Here is an 18247-nt window from a genome sequence, read left to right on the forward strand (position 1 = left end):
TTGGGGATTCGTGACTTAAAATAAAAATTGCATCGAAAGGAGAACGTGTATGACGGAAGGTGCAGACATAAGTTTTGTCCATCTCGGTATAACGATCGAGCATCTGAGGAACAGTATTTCTATCGGAGGATTTGAAATTGCCTATTATGGAATTATCATAGGATGCGGTATGCTTGCCGGGATTTATATGGCGCAGAGGGATGCGCGCAGGAGAGGACAGAATCCTGAAATCTATCTGGATTTTGCCCTATATGCGATCATCTTTTCCATCATAGGAGCCAGACTGTACTATGTCATTTTTAACTGGGACCTTTATAAGAATGATCCAATCCAGATTTTCAATCTGCGGGGAGGCGGGCTGGCTATCTACGGAGGAATTATCGGGGCCGTCCTGACGTTGATTGTATTTTCAAGGATCAAGAAGACTTCGTTCTTTTCGATGGCAGACAGCGGATGTATCGGACTGGTGACAGGGCAGATTATCGGACGGTGGGGTAATTTTTTCAACTGCGAGGCCTTCGGCGGCTACACAGATAATCTGTTCGCAATGAGAATTAAAATGTCACTGGTAAATCCTTCTATGATTTCACAGGGGCTTCTCGAACATAGAATAGTGGAAAACGGGGTGGAGTATATCCAGGTTCACCCGACCTTCCTCTATGAATCGCTCTGGAATGTAGGAGTCCTGATTTTTCTGCTGTGGTACCGAAAGAGAAAAAGGTTCGATGGAGAGGTGCTGTGGGTGTATCTTTTGGGATATGGACTCGGTCGCGCATGGATAGAAGGGCTTCGCACCGATCAGCTTCTGTTCTTTGGCACGGGTATTCCTGTATCCCAGGCATTGTCGATGATTCTGGTGGCTGCCTCAGCAGCCGTTATCATCTGGAAACGATTGCGGTTAAAAACAGGGATAAAAGGAGAATAGAAATGGCAAATGCAAAAGAAGAGTTAGTGGAGAAAATCGAGAGGGTGAGAAAAAAAATGGATCTCTGCATCGAGCGCAGGGAAGAATACCGGAAGATATACGAGTACAGCGTGGAACTTGACGAACTGCTGAATCAGTATATTGTGGCCGGCTATTAGAATGGGATAATTCTCAGAGATTCTTAAACACATATTGCAACAAAGCCGCATGCAGGCGCTGTCGTTATGGCAGCGCCTGTTTTTCATATCACAGGAAACTTCGTTCCCTGTGATATGAAAAACGCTCCGCGGGGATCGCACTGCGGCGGAGAGGGATATGGCTGCTTTGCAGCCCCGCCGCAGGCGAAGAATCCTGAGAGGCAGGATTCTTTATTTTGTCCAGCGGCCGGCGCGGAAAGACAGACTTCGCGGAAAGAAAGACTTTTTGACCGGAAAAGAGGGGGCCTGAAAAGATGCCTGCCGGCCGGAAAAACGTGAAAACGAGATGAAAATTCAGCTAATTTTCCAAATGGAAAAAATTGCCGGCCCGATCTTTGCAATTTACATAATTTTTTTGAAAAATTCCTTGCTATTTTTTTTCGTATGTACTACTATTATAAATACAAAGTGGTAGAAAGTGGCGGAAAGTGGGGCCTGGTGGGGCGCTATGGAGGCCGAGTGGCAGCTTCGGCCAGCAGGTGGTTTTATGTTCAAAGGAGAGTACAGTCATACAATAGATGCCAAGGGGCGTCTGATTATGCCATCGAAATTCAGAGAACAGCTCGGAGATGAATTTGTCGTAACAAAGGGACTCGACGGCTGTTTATTTGTGTATGACAATTCTGAGTGGACCGCCTTTGAGGAGAAGCTGCGGGCGCTGCCGCTGACGAACCAGAATGCCAGAAAGTTTACGAGATTTTTCCTTGCCGGAGCTTCGGACTGTGAGGTGGACAGGCAGGGAAGGATTCTGATTCCGGCTGTGCTCAGGGAGTTTGCCCATCTGGAAAAAGAGGTGACTCTGGTGGGAGTGGGAAGCAGAATTGAGATTTGGAACCGGGCACTCTGGGAAGAGAAGAATGTCTATGACGACATGGAGGACATTGCCGAAAATATGGAGGGACTGGGAATATGACATTTTCACACACATCTGTCCTTTTGTACGAAACGGTGGACAGCCTGAATATCAGGCCGGACGGAATTTACGTGGACGGAACCCTCGGCGGGGGAGGACATGCCTCCCTGGTGCTCAGCCGGCTGGGAGAGGGCGGAAGGCTGATTGGACTTGATCAGGATGCAGATGCCATCGCGGCGGCGACAGAGAGGCTGAAGCCCTACGGGGACCGGGTAACTGTGATCCGGACAAACTATGAAAATATCAAGGAGGCCCTGGCCTCTCTGGGAATTGCAAAGGTGGACGGCATTTACCTGGATTTGGGAGTTTCCTCCTACCAGCTGGATACGGCTGAGAGAGGCTTCACGTACAGGGAAGACGACGCTCCTCTTGACATGCGGATGGATCAGAGAAGGTCAGAAACGGCAAAGGATATTGTAAACGGCTACAGCGAGATGGAGCTTTACCGGATTATCCGGGATTACGGGGAAGACCGGTTTGCCAAAAATATTGCAAAGCATATCGTTAAAGCCAGACAGGAGAAGGAGATTGAGACGGCAGGGGAGCTGACAGAGATCATCAGGGCAGCGATTCCGGCAAAAATCAGGGCTACGGGAGGACATCCGGCAAAGCGGACGTTTCAGGCAATCAGGATAGAGCTGAACCGGGAGCTGCAGGTGCTGGAAAACTCCATCGACACGATGATCGAGCTTCTGAATCCGGGAGGAAGGCTTTCTGTCATTACCTTCCACTCCCTGGAGGACCGGATTGTAAAAAACAGATTCCGCATCAATGAAAATCCCTGTACCTGCCCGCCGGAATTTCCGGTGTGTATGTGCGGAAAGAAGAGCAGGGGACGCGTGGTGACGCGAAAGCCCATTTTACCTTCTGATGAAGAACTCTCGGCAAATAAGAGATCAAAGAGCGCCAAGCTGAGAGTGTTCGAAAAAGCAGGCGATCAGAAGCAGTAAACCGGAGGCTTTCCGGGTTTTGAAATGTGAGGAGGAGAAACCATGGCTGCAAGAAAACGGACTGTATATGAGACGTATACGGATGGAAATACGGTTAGAAAGGTCAGACGGGCGCCGCAGGAGCGTGAGAGACGGCAGGAAGAAGAACAGCGCAGGCGGCAGCTGCAGTCAGAGATCAGACGCAGCCAAATGGTAAGAAGGAATAGAGAAAAGGCTCTCAGGATGGATGCACCTTACGTGCTGGCATTAACTGTGGCAGCGATTGTCACGCTGGCTATCTGTATGCAGTACCTTCAGCTCCGGTCATCCATCACCACGAGAATCGGAAATATCGAGAGCCTGGAACAGGACGTGGAGGCGCTGAAGGCTGAGAATGACGCCCTCGAAACAAGCATCAATACATACGTGGATCTGGATCATATCTATGATGTCGCTACAAAAGAGCTGGGCATGGTCTATGCAAATAAGAATCAGATTCTTTTGTACGATAAAACAGAAAGCGAGTATGTAAGACAGTATGAAGACGTCCCAGAACACGAATAACAGGCAGCCGTTCAGAAGATACATGCAGGAGAAGCTGGCAATTACCGTACTGGTAATGATGCTGGCTTTAATTGCTCTTGTCGTCATTCTTTACACGATTGTCCAGGAAAAGAACGAGGAATATACACAGGTGGTGTTGGGGCACCAGGATTATGAGAGCAGAACCATTCCCTACAGACGCGGAGACATTGTGGATCGGAACGGCTCCTACCTGGCCACCAGCGAGAAAGTCTACACTCTGATTCTGGATCCGAGGCAGATGTACTCTGATGAGAGAAATGAGTGTGTGGAACCGACCATTCAGCTTTTAAACGAGTGCTTCGGCTTTGACACTGCGGAATTGAGGGAAACTATCACAGGCAGAAAAGACAGCTCCTACATTCGCTACAGGAAGCAGATGACCTTTGAGGAAAAGGAACAGTTTGAGACAGCTTCCAGGGAGAGGAACGAGGCATTCAAAAAAAACAATGAGGCAAAGAAAATCCTGGGCGTCTGGTTTGAGGATGAGTACCGAAGGGTGTACCCAAACGGCGCCACTGCCTGCAATGTGATCGGCTTTGCCCAGAAGGATGGAAGCACCGGTTCAGGAGGAATTGAACAGTACTATAACAGTGAGCTGATTGGAAACAATGGCCGCGAATACGGATATCTGACCGACGATTCCAACCTGGAGCGGGTAATTAAGCCTGCAGAGAACGGAAATACAGTAGTTTCCACCATTGACCTTAACATTCAGAAAATCTGTGAAAAATACATTGACGAGTGGCAGGCGGGAATCGGAAGCAACGTGGCGGCAGTCATTGTGATGGATCCCAAGAGCGGAGAGATTCTGGCCATGGATACCAGCACGCGGTATGATTTGAACAATCCCTATGATTTGAGCGCCTACTATTCCCAGGAAGAAATAGACGCCATGGACGAAAAGGCAAAGTCAGATGCATGGTACAAGCTGTGGAGAAACTTCTGCGTCAATGACACCTATGAGCCGGGCTCTCCCCAGAAGGCCTTCACTGTGGCCGGAGCCCTGGAGGAGAATATCATCAACGGAAATGAGAGCTTTGACTGCGGAGGTTTTCTCTCCATCGGAGGACACGATATTCACTGTGTTTCCAGGTTTGGACACGGCCCGACGACAGTTGTGCAGGGTCTGATGAAATCCTGCAACGTGGTCATGATGAATATTTCCCGGATGGAGGGAACGGATATTTTTGCCAAGTATCAGAGTATTTTTGGCTTCGGGCAAAAAACGGGAATCGACCTTCCGGGAGAGGCCGATGCGGCGACACTGATTTATACGGCTGAAAACATGGGCCCTGCCGATTTGGCCACCAACTCCTTCGGACAGAACTACAACTGCACCATGATACAGATGGCTGCAGCATATGCCTCCCTGATCAACGGGGGCTCCTACTACGAGCCCCATGTGATGAAGCAGATTCTCAATGAACAGGGCTCAGTGGTGGAAAAAAGGGAGCCTCTGCTTGTGAGAGAGACGATCTCCCAGGAAACCTCAGACTTTATCAATGAGGCCCTCTACCAGACCGTCTCAGGCGAGGGCGGAACTGCCAAAGCGGCTGCCGTGGCAGGATACGAGATAGCCGGAAAAACGGGAACGGCTGAGAAGTATCCGAGAAGCGCCAAGAACTATCTGGTTTCCTTCATCGGGCATGCACCGGCCCATGATCCTCAGGTGCTCTGCTATGTGGTGCTTGACACACCGCATCTGGAAGGAACAGAACAGGCTCATTCCACCTTCGCCAGCGAGATTTTCAGCAAGATTATGGCAGAGGTGCTTCCTTATATGAATGTATTTCCGGATTCCGAGGCAGCACCTGCCGATGAGGAGATGGCAGAGCTTCCGGAGGGAATTACCAGCCAGGAGCCGGAGGAAGGCGAGGAGGAGAGCACGGAAGCGCCGACGAACGCAGACGGCGAAACCTATCCTGTCTATGATGAGGAATTTATCGATGACGGCGTGAGCTACCCGGAAAGACTGCCGGGCAGTCCGGAACAGAGCGCTGCCGATCCGGGAGAGACGTCAGGAAGCGAAGCTTTTGCAGAGCAGCCCTCAGATTCGGAAACGGGTGAAAGTCAGAGTCAGGGAGCGGAAAGCGCGGCAGACCAGACAGCGGACGGAAGCCAGGAGTCAGAGGGCAGCGCGGCATCGCCTGAAGGGGAGGAGCCGGCTTCACCGGTATCAGGCGCCCAGGGAGAAGCCGGCGCATAGAGAGACGGGCGGGACGGAAGTGAATCCGTAAGCCTGCGATTACAAACACATAAAATGTTTTTTTTCCAATATACTGTACCAAGCAGAGAGAAAGACGCCCTCTGCCGTAAGGGGACAGGGCGGTGAAGGGATGCGGTATGGAGCGGAGAAGAACGCGACACAGAGAAAGAATAGCTCTCCTGTGCGGACTCTTATGCCTCTGTATGGCTGGTCTGACAGGACGGCTATTTTTTCTTATGACCTTTCGGGCAGAGGAGTACAGCGCCATGGCAGAGGATCTCCACCAGAGGGAGCGGTCAATCAAGGCTGCCAGAGGGAGAATTCTGGACAGAAACGGAACGGTCATTGCCGACAACAGGACAGTATGTACCGTTTCTGTGGTGCACAATCAGATAACAGAGCCGGAGCGGACGGCGGAGGTTCTGAGCCGGGAACTGTCCATCCCCCTTGAGGATGTGAAAAAGAAGGTGGAGAAATACACGGCCAGGGAAATCATAAAGACGAATGTGGACAAGGAAATCGGGGACAGGATCCGGGAAATGGCTCTTCCGGGCGTCAAGGTGGATGAGGACTACAAGCGGTATTACCCCTATGACAGCCTGGCATCCAGGGTGCTTGGTTTTACAGGCGGGGACAATCAGGGGATCATAGGACTGGAGGTGCAGTATGAATCCTGGCTCAAGGGAGAGAACGGCTTGATCCTGACACTGGCGGATGCGGCCGGGGTGGAGATTGAGAACGCAGCCGAGGATCGCATAGAGCCGATACCGGGACATGATCTGACGGTAAGCCTGGACGTGAATATCCAGAAGTATGCGGAACAGGCCGCCTACCAGGTGATGGAGAAAAAATCGGCAAACAGTGTTTCTGTCATTGTCATGAATCCGAAAAACGGGGAGATTCTCGCTATGGTGAATGTGCCGGAGTTTAACCTGAATGAGCCATTTACCCTGACTGCGGGGATGGAGGCTGAGCATAAGGAGGAGGGACAGACTGTATGGCTGCCTGCGGCTGCCGAAGTCCAGGGGGAGGAAAAAGCAGATGAGTCCCCGGAAGCGGACGGCGGCGACGATGAGGCGAAAAAGAAACAGGATCTCCTGAACCAAATGTGGAGAAACAAGTGCATTAACGATACCTATGAGCCCGGCTCTACCTTTAAGATTATCACAGCCGCCGCAGGGCTGGAGGCAGGCGTGGTGGATCTGGACGACACCTTTTCCTGCCCTGGTTTTCGGATTGTGGAGGATCGGAAGATCCGCTGCCACAAGGTCGGCGGCCATGGAGGTGAAACCTTCCTTCAGGGTATGATGAATTCCTGCAATCCGGTGCTCATCGATGTGGGACAGAGGCTGGGGGTGGACAATTATTACAGGTACTTTGAACAGTTCGGTCTGATGGGAAAGACAGGGGTGGATCTGCCCGGGGAGGCGGCCACGATCATGCACCGGAAGGAAAATATGGGGGCTGTGGAGCTGGCCACTGTTTCTTTTGGGCAGTCCTTCCAGATTACCCCCCTTCAGCTCATCACCACAGCTTCCTCCATCATTAATGGAGGAAACAGGGTGACACCGCATTTTGCCCTGCGGGCTGAAAATCCGTCTACCGGTATTGTCCATGAATTTGAGTACAAAGAAAAGGGAAGAATTCTCTCAGAGGAAACAAGCGCCGCCATGCGCTATATTTTAGAGCAGGTGGTGGCAGAGGGGAGCGGAAAAAACGCGAAGATAGAGGGCTACCGCATCGGCGGAAAGACGGCCACCTCGGAAAAGCTGCCCAGAAGCAGAAAAAAGTATATTTCCTCCTTTCTGGGCTTTGCCCCGGCGGATGATCCGCAGGTGATTGCCCTTATCACTATCGACGAGCCGGAGGGAGTCTATTATGGAGGAACCATAGCAGCCCCGGTGGTGGGAGATATTTTTGAAAACATCCTGCCGTATCTGGGAATTCCAAGGGCAGAGGAGGAGTCAACTAACAGTTGATTATTCCAGGAAAAAGACGTATACTAATCAGGAGTCTTGGGATCGTGTAAAACAGATAAGCCGCGTCCTTTCGGAGCTGTGGCCGCAGTATCACAAAAGACTACATAAGAATCTGAGGTGTGACATGGTAAACGAAACAATTCTGGCAGTTATTACGGCATTCATTATCAGCGCAGTCATGTGCCCGATCGTGATACCGTTTCTGCACAAGCTGAAATTTGGCCAGCAGGTCAGGGAGGACGGCCCGCAGGCCCATCTGAAAAAGCAGGGAACTCCGACCATGGGCGGAGTGGTGATTCTGGGAGCGATTGTGATTACCTCCCTTCTCTATATCAGGGATTATCCGAAAATTATCCCGATTCTGTTTGTTACAGTGGGCTTTGGCATTATCGGTTTTCTGGATGACTATATTAAGATTGTGATGAAGCGGTCAGAGGGGTTAAACCCGAAGCAGAAGCTCATCGGACAGTTTGTGATTACAGGCATTTTCGCCTATTACCTGATCAGCAGCAGGGAGGTGGGTACCTCCATGCTGATTCCGTTCACCGGCGGCTTTGACGACGGCTTTTTCCTGGAACTTCCGCCGGTTCTGTTTATACCGGCTCTGTTTTTTATCGTGCTGGGTACGGACAATGGAGTAAATTTCACAGACGGCCTTGACGGCCTCTGCACCAGTGTGACGATTCTGGTGGCGACCTTCTTTACGATTGTGGCCATCGGCGAGAACACGGGCATCAGTCCCATTACCGGGGCTGTGGTGGGAAGTCTTCTCGGCTTTCTTCTGTTTAATGTGTATCCGGCCAAGGTGTTTATGGGAGATACCGGCTCTCTGGCTCTGGGAGGCTTTGTGGCGTCCAGCGCATTTATGATGCAGATGCCGATTTTCATCGCTCTGGTGGGACTGATTTATCTGGTAGAGGTGTTGTCGGTCATTATCCAGGTAACCTACTTTAAGAGTACAGGGGGAAAGCGGATTTTCAAGATGGCGCCGATCCATCACCACTTTGAGCTGTGCGGATGGTCGGAGACGAGAGTAGTGGCAGTATTTTCAATTATAACGGCAATCCTTTGCCTGATTGCGTACTTAGGATTATAGGAGGAAATGGACAATGAGTCAGAAAGTATTGGTAGCAGGAAGCGGAATCAGCGGAATTGCAGCGGCGAAGCTCCTTCTCGACATGGGAGGAGAGGTAGTTCTCTATGACGGAAACGAAAAGCTGAGAGAAGAGGATCTGAGAAAGAAATTTGATGAAAATGCAAAGGTGAGCTTTGTGCTGGGTGAGCTGACACGCACGGATCTGCTGGGCGTGGAGCTTTCGATTATCAGCCCGGGAATCTCCCTGGAGGCTCCTTTCGTGTCCGTCATTGATCAGGCGGGAATCCCCATATGGAGCGAGATCCAGCTGGCCTACCACTGTGCGAAGGGAAGGCTGGCGGCCATCACGGGAACTAACGGAAAGACGACGACGACAGCGCTGACGGGAGAGATTATGAAGGCCTGCTATGACAGCGTATTCGTGGTGGGAAATATCGGAGATCCCTACACGGCTCACGCTCTGGAAACCACAGAGAAGTCGGTGACAGTGGCGGAGGTTTCCAGCTTCCAGCTGGAAACCATCATGGATTTCAGACCGAATGTCAGCGCCATCTTAAATATCACCCCGGATCACTTAGACAGGCATAAAACCATGGAGCGCTACATCGAGATTAAGGAGGGCATCACAAAGAACCAGAAGGAAAACGATGTGTGCGTCTTAAATTACGATGATCCGGTACTCAGAGAGTTCGGGGAAACCTTAAAGTGTAAGGTTGTCTATTTTTCCAGCCGCGAGAAGCTGAAAAAGGGCCTGTTCCTGGACGGAGATCAGATCGTATACAAGGACGGCGAGACAGTGACGGAGATTGTAAACATCCATGAGCTCAAGCTCCTTGGACGCCACAACCACGAGAACGTCATGGCAGCAGTGGCCATTGCCATGAACATGGATGTTCCCATGGACACCATCCGCCGGGTGGTAAAACGGTTTGAGGCGGTGGAGCACCGCATTGAATTCGTGACAGAGCGGTTCGGTGTAAAATATTACAACGACTCTAAGGGAACGAACCCGGATGCAGCCATGCAGGCCATCAAGGCCATGCCGGGCCCGACGCTTCTCATCGCTGGAGGCTATGACAAGCACTCTGAGTATGACGAGTGGATCGAGAGCTTCGGTGGCAAGGTGCGCTACCTGGTATTAATCGGACAGACCAGGGATAAAATCGCAGAGTGCGCAAAGCGTCACGGCTTTACGGATATTATGTACGCAGAGGACTTGAAAGAAGCTGTTCAGGTCTGCGCTTCCTACGCGAATGCGGGGGACAATGTGCTGCTCTCACCGGCCTGCGCAAGCTGGGGAATGTTTAAAAACTATGAGGAGAGAGGCCGCATGTTCAAGGAGTATGTGAGAAACCTCTAAATGAATCTGAACGCTGTTTCCGACGGGCTCCGGCTGCTGCCTCCTGAAAGGAGGCGCCGGGCCTGGCTGGCAAGTGAGGAGTGATACGATGGCTGATGCGCCGACTACACCGAAAAAAAAGAAAAAAAAGCCCCACCGGTTTTATGATTACAGTCTTCTTCTGGCTGTAGTGTTCCTGACTGTGTTCGGACTGATCATGATCTACAGCGCCAGTTCTTACCGGGCACAGCTGGTGCAGGGTGACGCAGCTTACTTCGTAAAAAGGCAGGGGATGATTGCGGCATGCAGCGCCGTGGGAATGCTGCTTATCTCAAAGATTGACTATCACTGGTTTGCGAAGTTTGCCTATCCGGCTTACTTTGTTTCCCTGATCTGTATGGTTGCCACCATGCTGTTCGGCGTGGAATCCCACGGAAAAAAGAGATGGCTGCAGGTTGGACCGATCCAGTTCCAGCCGACAGAGATGGTAAAGATTTCGCTTATCCTGTTTCTGGCAGTGGTGATTTCACGTCTGGGGTTAAAAATCAACGAGTTCAAGAAGGTGCGGGCGATTATTATCTGGTGCGGTATCCCGGCTCTTCTGATAACAGAGAACAACTTAAGCTCCGGTATCATCACCTGCGGAATTGTGTTTGTAGTTCTCTTTGTGGCCTGCAAAATTAAATGGCCGTTTTTTGCCTGCGCAGGAGCGGGCGTAGGCCTGATTGCTATTTCTCCCTATATAGGAAACGCCCTGGTGGCTCTCCGCCTTCTGAAGCCCTATCAGCTCGACCGAATCACCGCCTGGGTGGATCCAACGGCGACAGACACCGGCTATCAGACCCTTCAGGGGCTTTACGCCATCGGTTCCGGAGGCTTCTTCGGGAGAGGGCTGGGGCAGAGTCTCCAGAAGCTGGGCTTTATCCCCGAGGCGCAGAACGATATGATTTTCTCGGTTATCTGTGAGGAGCTGGGCCTTTTTGGAGCAGTCCTTTTGATTCTCATGTTCATGTTTGTCATTTACCGCTTTATGGTAATCGCCGGAAACGCTCCGGATCTGATGGGGGCACTGCTCGTGGTGGGAGTCATGGCCCATATCGGAATCCAGGTTATCTTAAACGTGGCGGTTGTTACCAACACGATCCCGAACACCGGAGTTACACTGCCCTTTATCAGCTACGGAGGCACATCGGTTCTGTTCCTGATGTGCGAGATGGGACTGGTGTTAAGCGTATCCAACCAGATCAAGCTGGAAACGTAGCAAAGCCGCCTTTAGTCACAGGGACACTCTCTATGCCATAAAATATTATATAGAAGGCATACGGGAGGTTTGGCTTGTCTGCGATAGAAATTCTGGGCAATGGCCCGCTGAGTGGTGAAATAGAGGTACAGGGTTCTAAAAATGCCGTTCTGCCTATGATGGCGGCAGCGGTTCTGGGAAACGGAATTACGGTAATTGAAAATGTCCCCAAAATACAGGATGTCTGCTGTATGATGGGGATTCTTAATTCTCTGGGCTGTGTCTGCTCTCTGAAAGAAAACAGGCTGACGGTGGATTCGTCAGGAGCTTCAGGGACATGTATCAGAAAAGAGGACATGGAAAAAATGCGTTCCTCTGTCATACTTCTGGCTCCGCTTCTGGCAAGGCAGGGGGAGGCCTGCATCTATTATCCGGGAGGCTGCATGATCGGGAAAAGGCCCATTGACCTGCATCTGTTCGCCCTGGGCCGGTTTGGAGCAGAGATTATGGAGGACAGGGAGACGGGGAGAGTGAAAGCGAAGGTAAGCGGGCGCTCTGCCTGCCTGAGGGGAGCCTTTGTGGAGTTTCCCTATCCCAGCGTCGGCGCTACGGAAAATGCCATATTTGCAGCAGTGGCGGCAGACGGTGAGAGTTTTCTTTCCGGCTGCGCCAGAGAGCCGGAAATTACTGCTCTGTGCCACATGCTGAACCGGATGGGAGCCAGGATCCTGGGGGTGGGAACCAGCCATCTGCGGATTTCAGGAGGCCTGCCTCTCCACGGCTGTACGGTGCGGGCAGACGGCGACCGGATTGTGGCGGGAACCTACCTGATGGCAGCTGCTGCTTCCATGGGAGAGATTCAGATAAATGGAATTCGCTCGGAGGAACTGAAAGGTGTGATAGAGCTTCTGAAGGAAGCAGGAGCCTTCATCTACACAGAGAAAGATCGGATTTTCCTCCGTTCTCCAAGGCCCCTCGGACAGATGCGCACAGTGACAGGACCGTATCCTGCTTTTCCCACGGATCTGCAGTCTCCTCTTATGACTCTCTTATGCGTATCAAAGGGAGGAGAAATCAGGGAAACGGTATTTGAGAGCCGCTTTAAAACTGCCGGAGAGCTGAATAAAATGGGAGCTTCCATTCGCCTGGAAGGTGACAGGGCCTTTGTGCGCGGAGGCAGAAGGCTCTTCGGATGCCGGGTAAAGGCCTGCGATCTGCGAGGAGGGGCTGCCCTGGTGACGGCCGGGCTGACCGCTTCAGGGATAACGGTGGTGGAGGATGCGGAGTATATTAAAAGGGGTTATGAAAATATCTGCCGCGACTTGAGTCAGCTGGGCGGACGGCTCAGATATATGGAAAGGGACATCACGGCACCTGGCAGAAAAGAGCAGCCGTCAAAGGAAGACAGGGAAGCGAAGTAAAAAGGGACAGCAGGAGGTACAAAGGTGAGAACATATTTCAGACGCAGAAAAAAAACAGGCCTGATCGCCGCCCTTGCGGTGCTTGCAGTTCTGGTGATCACGGCTGTTTCTCTGCGCATTACAGATGTGACTGTCAGCGGAACGACAAGGTATACGCCGGAGCAGATCGAACAGACGATTTTTGACTCGTCACTGAGCAGAAATACAGCTTACTGTTATTTCCAGTACAGGTTCCGGCCTCATAAGACCATCCCTTTTGTGGAAGACTATAAAATAGTATTCAGAAGTCCCAATGAGGTGGAAATCATCGTATATGAGAAGAGCCTGGTCGGATACGTTTCCTATATGAACAGCAATATGTACTTTGACAAGGACGGAATTATCGTGGAGAGTACCAGCGAAACGCTTCCCGGCATACCGAAAATCCAGGGACTGAAATTCGGCCATGTGGTGCTTCACAAGCCTCTCCCCGTGGAGAACCAGAATATTTTCGAGGATATTCTGAATCTGACGCAGGTGCTGTCCCTCTATGAAATACCGACCGACGGAATCCGCTACCGGGAAAACGGGGAAGCGGTTCTCACAGTCAAGAATCTCCGCGTGGAGCTGGGAAGCGAGTCGGAAATAAACGGAAAAATTTCCGAACTGCATGACATTATCGAGGAGTATCCGGATTTGGACGGAACTCTCTACCTGGATACCTATGACGAGACGAATACCAACCCCATGTACCGCTTCCAAAAAGACTGATTGGTCCAAGAAAGTTATAAATTTGGCAAAATAACAGTTGATATTTTTGGTAAAATAAAATATAGTATTAGATAGGCTAGAATCAGATAAGCACAGGAATGAGCAAAACATAAGCTAAAACCCGATAGAGATGTGAGTGAAGGAGGAAGTTTTCTTGTTAGAGATTAAGATAAATGAGTCAGAGAATGCAGCCAGAATCATTGTAGTTGGCGTAGGCGGAGCAGGAAACAACGCAGTGAACCGTATGATCGAGGAAAATATCGCAGGTGTTGAGTTTATTGGAATCAATACAGACAAACAGGCGCTTCAGTTCTGCAAGGCCTCCACAGCCATGCAGATCGGAGAAAAGCTGACCAAGGGACTTGGAGCAGGCGCAAGACCTGAGATCGGGGAGAAGGCTGCCGAGGAGAATCAGGAGGAGTTAGCCCAGGCGTTAAAGGGTGCAGATATGGTATTTGTCACCTGCGGTATGGGCGGCGGCACAGGTACAGGCGCGGCTCCCGTTGTGGCAAAGATTGCGAAAGATATGGGAATCCTGACAGTCGGAGTTGTCACAAAGCCATTCCGCTTCGAGGCAAAGACACGTATGAACAATGCGATTCAGGGCATTGAAAAGTTAAAGAGCTGCGTGGATACCCTGATTGTCATTCCAAATGACAAGCTGCTTGAGATTGTTGACAGAAGGACAACCATGCCGGATGCATTAAAGAAGGCAGACGAGGTGCTTCAGCAGGCGGTACAGGGAATCACGGATCTGATCAATATTCCAGGCCTTATCAATCTGGACTTTGCGGATGTACAGACTGTTATGGTTGACAAGGGAATCGCTCACATCGGAATCGGACATGCCAAGGGAGACGACAAGGCTATCGAGGCTGTGAAGCAGGCAGTTTCCAGCCCGCTTCTCGAGACTACCATCGAGAATGCATCCCACGTGATCATCAATATTTCCGGCGATATCAGCCTTATTGAGGCAAATGAGGCTGCTTCCTATGTTCAGGAACTTGCAGGCGATGACGCCAACATTATTTTCGGCGCCATGTACGATGAGAACGCTCAGGACGAGGCCACAATTACAGTTATCGCCACAGGATTAAATGATCAGAATGCAGCGACTCCTGTTGCCAAGGCTATGACCAGCTTCGGAACGAACCCGTTCCAGAAAAAGCAGGCGCCTGTTCAGCCGGCAGGAGCAGGAAGAGAGGCTGCCACGACAGCACAGCCGGCTTCCCAGAGCTTTCACCAGCCAGCAGCCGGATATAAGGCTCCCACATCTGTGAATCAGGCAGGCCAGCAGGCTCCGGCCCAGAATCCTGCCCCGACTCCTTCCTACAGACCTATGGGACAGACACAGATCAATATTCCGGATTTCTTAAAGCATAAGAGATAAAGCCGGCATAAGGCAGTAAAATAGAGAAAATTCAAAAGAGCTTTCATTTCACAGTGAGATGAAGGCTCTTTTTTCATAATTATAGGAAATTCCTCTCAATTTCCTGTAATACAAAAAGCCCTGCCGGGCGGGATGCGTACGCCGCGCGGCGGACAGAAAAATAATTTTCTATATAATTCTTTTTGTTCTATTTATTTATATAATCTGAGCAAATCCGACAAAATCAGAAACAAAGTACAGAACTCTCTGGTTGAAGGAAAGCAGGAGGCATACTCCGCCGGACCCTGAATAGGTGAGAGGTCATTGGCCGGAGAAGGGAAAAAATCCGGGGGGAATCCAGCCGAAATATGGCGATAAAAAAAGAGGATTATCCTGCACACTTTGACAAATTACGAAGGGGAAAGTTTTTATAATAGGTTGTGTCAGACGGGAGGTGAGGCGGCTGGCAGCAGAATATACGCTGTACCTGGACGTGATATTTCTTCAAAATTTTTTGATGAATGTCTGCGTTCTCACGCTGACAGGGAGGATGATGAGGCAAACCTGCAGGGCCGGACGGATTGCGGCGGGAGGAGCAGCAGGGGCGCTGTGGGCCTGCGGCGGAATTTTTCTGCCGCTTTCTTTTCCGATGAAGGCGGCCCTTACCTGCGGGCCTGTGAGCTTACTCATGGTCTTTCTGGCTTTCAGGGAGAGACATCCGGTCAGACTTTTAAAAGGAACGGCGGCACTGTACCTGACAGCCGTTCTTATGGCAGGAGGGCTGGAGCTTGTCAAGGGCCTTTCCGCCAGAGTGTACAATTATGAAAATCCCGCAAACCCCAGGCAGCAGAAACTGCCTTTTTATGTGCTTTTTTTTGCGGCAGCGGCAGTATTCTTCTTTATCTGCTTCCTGCTTGAAGCGGTTAGGGAGGAACGGAGGAGAAGAAGCCATATGGCAGGTGCCACGATTTTTTTCCAGGGGAGAAGTCTTCAGGTGCAGGCATTTCTCGATACAGGAAACCGGCTGACCGATCCCGTATCCGGACGGCCTGTGAGCGTTATCTGGGCCGGAGCTTTGGAGGGATTTTTTGACGGAGCGCCGGGGGTGACTCTTATTCCCTACAGGAGCGTGGGAAAAGAAAGCGGACTCCTGCCGGCAGTGAAGGCTGACTGTATCTGTATCGAACTGGAGGGAAAGTGCAGAGAGCTTAAAAATCCTCTCATCGCCGTCTCGCAGGCTCCTCTGTCGTCAGACGGAAGCTATGAAATGCTTCTGCATGAGGCATTCTGGGAGAAGGCAGTCAGGTCTGAGAAGTCCTGCCACGGGGGAGACGCCAGGACGGGGAAGACAGAGAAAGACAAAAGCAGGCAGACGGAAGGCGGACAGGAGACAGAAAAATCGGAAAATAATTGGGCAGGCAGCGAAAGGCTCACAGAGCCTGAGACATACGAAAAAACGGGAAAGGAAACAGAAAGAAAAAATGATGCAGTGGGAAAAAATGGAACACAAAAAGGCGGCTCTGAGGGAAAGACAGGACTGGAAAACAGCAGGAGCCCGCAGAATGAGGACGGCGGCAAAAGCGGGCGCAAGGAGCCTGAGAATCAGTCAGGAGGAGAGAAATATGGTGATTAAGGTTGCAATATCGAACCGGTTTCGGCTGAAGACAGTACCTTCATTTAAAACTCTGCTTATGCAGAAGGAAGGGGAAATCCACTACATAGGAGGGGCAGACATTCTGCCGGCTCCCCTGGACAGCAAGGAGGAGGCAGAGGTTTTAGGTGAGCTGGGCACGGAAAAGGACAGGGAGGCTAAATCCAGGCTGATTGAGCACAACCTCAGGCTGGTGGTCTACATAGCAAAGAAGTTTGACAACACAAGCGTGGGTGTGGAGGATCTGATTTCCATCGGAACCATCGGGCTTATTAAAGCCATCAATACCTTTAACACGGGAAAGAATATTAAGCTGGCCACCTACGCATCGCGCTGTATCGAAAATGAGATTCTGATGTATCTAAGGCGGAACAATAAGACGAAGCTGGAGGTCTCCATCGACGAGCCCCTCAATGTGGACTGGGACGGAAATGAGCTTCTGCTCTCCGATATTCTGGGAACAGATGAGGATGTGATCTACAGGGATCTGGAGGATGAGATAGAGAGGAACCTTTTGAACACAGCTATCAGCCGGCTGAATCCCAGGGAAAAGAAAATCGTGGAGCTGAGGTTCGGGCTGAACAGTGAAAATGGGGAGGAGATGACGCAGAAGGAAGTGGCGGATCTGCTGGGAATCTCACAGTCCTATATTTCCAGGCTGGAAAAGAAGATTATGAAGCGGCTTAAAAAAGAGATTGTGAAGTATGAGTAGAGGAAGCGATGAACAGAAAGCGGCTACATGAGCAAAAAACTATGAGCAGTCTGGGCAGCGGATGGAGCAGGAATTCTCTCCATCCGCTGCCGTATTTTTTAACTCAGGTAGTTTTTCATGGCTTTCAGGGCATTTTTTTCCAGGCGGCTGACCTGGGCCTGGCTGATATGAATTTCCTCTGCCACCTCGGTCTGTGTTTTTCCCTCAAAAAAGCGCATGCCGATGATGTGGCGTTCCCTTTCGGGTAGCCGTCTCATGGCTTCGCTCAGGGAAATGTCCTCGATCCAGTTCTCCTCAGAGTTTTTCTTATCGCTGAGCTGATCCATCACATAGAGCGGATCCCCGCCGTCGGTGTACACAGGTTCATAGAGACTTACCGGACTCTGGATGGCATCCAGGGCATAGGTAATATCCTCCTTGCTGACACCCACCTCCTCGGCAATTTCGCAGAGTGTCGGCTCCTTTAAATTCTTCTTCATCAGACTTTCCCTGGCATAGATGGCCTTGTAGGCCGTGTCCCGCAGAGAGCGGCTGACCCGGATGGAATTATTGTCCCTGAGATAGCGTTTTACCTCGCCTAAAATCATGGGAACTGCGTAGGTGGAGAAACGGACATTCTGTGTTATATCAAAATTATCGATGGCTTTGATCAGGCCGATGCAGCCGATCTGAAACAGATCATCCACATTTTCGCTGCTGCCGGAAAAGCGCTGGATGACACTGAGAACCAGCCGGAGATTTCCCTTGATGTACTGTTCTCTGGCTTCCCTGTCACCCTTTAGAATACGGGCAAAGAGCTCTTCCTTTTCCTCGTTGGTCAAAAGCGGCAGCTTCGCTGTATTGACGCCGCAGATTTCAACTTTGTTAAGTGCCATAAAGAGTATCCTCCTTACATTATTCGCAGCCGTTCTTCCCTCCGGCTTTTTACAAAGGAG

Annotated in this window: 16 protein-coding genes; 15 read left to right on the forward strand and 1 reads right to left on the reverse strand. The window is 50.9% G+C overall.

What is annotated here, in order from left to right:
* Window positions 1–49: 49 nt before the first annotated feature.
* From lgt to sigE, 15 genes are all read left to right on the forward strand, one after another.
* Window positions 50–925: a prolipoprotein diacylglyceryl transferase gene (gene lgt, locus LK436_RS08860; protein WP_008398732.1), complete on the forward strand. Its 876-nt coding sequence runs from the start codon at window positions 50–52 to the stop codon at window positions 923–925.
* A 2-nt stretch (window positions 926–927) separates the two neighbouring features.
* Entirely contained in the window at window positions 928–1083 is a 156-nt protein-coding gene (locus LK436_RS08865) for an aspartyl-phosphate phosphatase Spo0E family protein (RefSeq protein WP_008398733.1), read from the forward strand.
* Window positions 1084–1609: 526 nt separating this feature from the next.
* The gene (gene mraZ / locus LK436_RS08870) at window positions 1610–2035 is read left to right on the forward strand and encodes a division/cell wall cluster transcriptional repressor MraZ (protein ID WP_015574810.1); all 426 of its coding nucleotides are present in this window, start codon (window positions 1610–1612) and stop codon (window positions 2033–2035) included.
* The gene (gene rsmH / locus LK436_RS08875) at window positions 2032–2985 is read left to right on the forward strand and encodes a 16S rRNA (cytosine(1402)-N(4))-methyltransferase RsmH (protein ID WP_008398737.1); all 954 of its coding nucleotides are present in this window, start codon (window positions 2032–2034) and stop codon (window positions 2983–2985) included. Before mraZ ends, rsmH begins: the two co-directional genes overlap by 4 nt.
* A gap of 42 nt (window positions 2986–3027) precedes the next feature.
* Window positions 3028–3528 (forward strand): cell division protein FtsL, encoded by a 501-nt coding sequence (locus LK436_RS08880; RefSeq protein WP_008398738.1) that lies wholly within the window; start codon window positions 3028–3030, stop codon window positions 3526–3528.
* Window positions 3503–5755 (forward strand): penicillin-binding transpeptidase domain-containing protein, encoded by a 2253-nt coding sequence (locus LK436_RS08885; RefSeq protein ID WP_008398739.1) that lies wholly within the window; start codon window positions 3503–3505, stop codon window positions 5753–5755. The genes LK436_RS08880 and LK436_RS08885 overlap by 26 nt, the downstream gene beginning before the upstream one ends.
* Before the next feature lie 236 nt (window positions 5756–5991).
* Window positions 5992–7734 carry a peptidoglycan D,D-transpeptidase FtsI family protein gene (locus LK436_RS08890; RefSeq protein WP_347476090.1) on the forward strand — a complete coding sequence of 581 codons (1743 nt, stop codon included), beginning with the start codon at window positions 5992–5994 and terminating at the stop codon, window positions 7732–7734.
* Window positions 7735–7858: 124 nt separating this feature from the next.
* Window positions 7859–8830: a phospho-N-acetylmuramoyl-pentapeptide-transferase gene (mraY, locus tag LK436_RS08895; protein ID WP_008398741.1), complete on the forward strand. Its 972-nt coding sequence runs from the start codon at window positions 7859–7861 to the stop codon at window positions 8828–8830.
* A gap of 13 nt (window positions 8831–8843) precedes the next feature.
* Window positions 8844–10190 (forward strand): UDP-N-acetylmuramoyl-L-alanine--D-glutamate ligase, encoded by a 1347-nt coding sequence (murD, locus tag LK436_RS08900; protein WP_008398742.1) that lies wholly within the window; start codon window positions 8844–8846, stop codon window positions 10188–10190.
* Window positions 10191–10278: 88 nt separating this feature from the next.
* On the forward strand, window positions 10279–11430 hold the full coding sequence (locus LK436_RS08905; protein ID WP_021966006.1) for an FtsW/RodA/SpoVE family cell cycle protein: 1152 nt from the start codon (window positions 10279–10281) through the stop codon (window positions 11428–11430).
* A gap of 74 nt (window positions 11431–11504) precedes the next feature.
* On the forward strand, window positions 11505–12830 hold the full coding sequence (murA, locus tag LK436_RS08910) for a UDP-N-acetylglucosamine 1-carboxyvinyltransferase (RefSeq protein ID WP_008398745.1): 1326 nt from the start codon (window positions 11505–11507) through the stop codon (window positions 12828–12830).
* A 24-nt stretch (window positions 12831–12854) separates the two neighbouring features.
* A complete protein-coding gene (locus tag LK436_RS08915; RefSeq protein ID WP_008398746.1) occupies window positions 12855–13580 on the forward strand; it encodes a cell division protein FtsQ/DivIB in 726 nt (241 codons plus the stop codon).
* Between the two features lie 154 nt (window positions 13581–13734).
* On the forward strand, window positions 13735–14970 hold the full coding sequence (gene ftsZ / locus LK436_RS08920) for a cell division protein FtsZ (protein ID WP_021966008.1): 1236 nt from the start codon (window positions 13735–13737) through the stop codon (window positions 14968–14970).
* Window positions 14971–15442: 472 nt separating this feature from the next.
* Entirely contained in the window at window positions 15443–16582 is a 1140-nt protein-coding gene (locus tag LK436_RS08925; RefSeq protein WP_198006656.1) for a sigma-E processing peptidase SpoIIGA, read from the forward strand.
* On the forward strand, window positions 16572–17312 hold the full coding sequence (sigE, locus tag LK436_RS08930) for an RNA polymerase sporulation sigma factor SigE (protein ID WP_008398753.1): 741 nt from the start codon (window positions 16572–16574) through the stop codon (window positions 17310–17312). The genes LK436_RS08925 and sigE overlap by 11 nt, the downstream gene beginning before the upstream one ends.
* Before the next feature lie 98 nt (window positions 17313–17410).
* Here the strand turns inward: sigE and sigG are convergent, their stop codons facing one another.
* Window positions 17411–18187 (reverse strand): RNA polymerase sporulation sigma factor SigG, encoded by a 777-nt coding sequence (sigG, locus tag LK436_RS08935; RefSeq protein ID WP_015574814.1) that lies wholly within the window; start codon window positions 18185–18187, stop codon window positions 17411–17413.
* Window positions 18188–18247: the final 60 nt, after the last annotated feature.

The organism is Clostridium sp. M62/1 (assembly GCF_020736365.1).
Taxonomy (GTDB): Bacteria; Bacillota; Clostridia; order Lachnospirales; family Lachnospiraceae; genus Otoolea; species Otoolea saccharolyticum_A.

Bases quoted from the DNA above. Each gene is read 5' to 3' on its own strand.
- lgt (WP_008398732.1), top strand. From the start codon at position 50: ATGACGGAAGGTGCAGACATAAGTTTTGTCCATCTCGGTATAACGATC.
- LK436_RS08865 (WP_008398733.1), top strand. From the start codon at position 928: ATGGCAAATGCAAAAGAAGAGTTAGTGGAGAAAATCGAGAGGGTGAGA.
- mraZ (WP_015574810.1), top strand. From the start codon at position 1,610: ATGTTCAAAGGAGAGTACAGTCATACAATAGATGCCAAGGGGCGTCTG.
- rsmH (WP_008398737.1), top strand. From the start codon at position 2,032: ATGACATTTTCACACACATCTGTCCTTTTGTACGAAACGGTGGACAGC.
- LK436_RS08880 (WP_008398738.1), top strand. From the start codon at position 3,028: ATGGCTGCAAGAAAACGGACTGTATATGAGACGTATACGGATGGAAAT.
- LK436_RS08885 (WP_008398739.1), top strand. From the start codon at position 3,503: ATGAAGACGTCCCAGAACACGAATAACAGGCAGCCGTTCAGAAGATAC.
- LK436_RS08890 (WP_347476090.1), top strand. From the start codon at position 5,992: ATGACCTTTCGGGCAGAGGAGTACAGCGCCATGGCAGAGGATCTCCAC.
- mraY (WP_008398741.1), top strand. From the start codon at position 7,859: ATGGTAAACGAAACAATTCTGGCAGTTATTACGGCATTCATTATCAGC.
- murD (WP_008398742.1), top strand. From the start codon at position 8,844: ATGAGTCAGAAAGTATTGGTAGCAGGAAGCGGAATCAGCGGAATTGCA.
- LK436_RS08905 (WP_021966006.1), top strand. From the start codon at position 10,279: ATGGCTGATGCGCCGACTACACCGAAAAAAAAGAAAAAAAAGCCCCAC.
- sigE (WP_008398753.1), top strand. From the start codon at position 16,572: ATGGTGATTAAGGTTGCAATATCGAACCGGTTTCGGCTGAAGACAGTA.
- sigG (WP_015574814.1), bottom strand. From the start codon at position 18,187: ATGGCACTTAACAAAGTTGAAATCTGCGGCGTCAATACAGCGAAGCTG.